General features: G+C 77.8%; 2 protein-coding genes. One reads left to right on the top strand and one right to left on the bottom strand.

Annotation, left to right across the window (positions count from 1 at the left end; genetic code table 11):
• Positions 1–115: winged helix-turn-helix domain-containing protein (locus ACFV4N_RS41445; RefSeq protein WP_499678171.1), on the top strand; the 115-nt coding region annotated here is incomplete at its 5' end.
• A 47-nt stretch (positions 116–162) separates the two neighbouring features.
• Here ACFV4N_RS41445 and ACFV4N_RS41440 read toward each other — a convergent pair.
• Complete coding sequence (locus ACFV4N_RS41440; protein WP_499678170.1) at positions 163–351, bottom strand: hypothetical protein; 189 nt, start codon at positions 349–351, stop codon at positions 163–165.
• Between the last annotated feature and the right edge of the window lie 131 nt (positions 352–482).

Here is a 482-nt window from a genome sequence, read left to right as displayed (position 1 = left end):
CACCCGCCTGCTCGACGTCCACATCCGCCGGCTGCGCCGCAAGGTCGAACCCGACCCCGACGAACCGAAGCTGATCCTGACCGTCCGCGGTTCGGGGTACCGGACGGGTCCGTGACGCGGTAGCCCGGTCAGCGGACGCCGGACGCCGGTCGGCCGCGAGACCTAGTCGGCGCAGTGGCCGCACCGGTGGGGGCCGACCGCGCGGTCACGGCCGCCCCAGCCGGCGGCGACCGCGCGTTGCCACAGCATGACCCACTCCTCGCCCGAGCCGCCCGCGTCGAAGTCTCGGCCGCAGCTGTCGCAGATCAGGAGCAGCGCGACGGGATCGCGCCCGGTGGGGATGGCGGTCACGGTGGGAGCGGTCGACTTCCTCGGTGGGGGACGGGGGGCGGGTGTGGGCCGCCGCGAGTGGGGCGCCCCCCCGGGCGGCACCCCCGGAGGGGGTGGGTGGCCCCCCCCACACGGGGCCCCCCCCCCCCGGG

Source organism: Actinosynnema sp. NPDC059797 (assembly GCF_042732085.1).
Classification (GTDB): domain Bacteria; phylum Actinomycetota; class Actinomycetes; order Mycobacteriales; family Pseudonocardiaceae; genus Actinosynnema.
The sequence above is the reverse complement of the archived record's forward strand: the minus strand, read 5'-3'. Positions and strand labels throughout refer to the sequence as shown.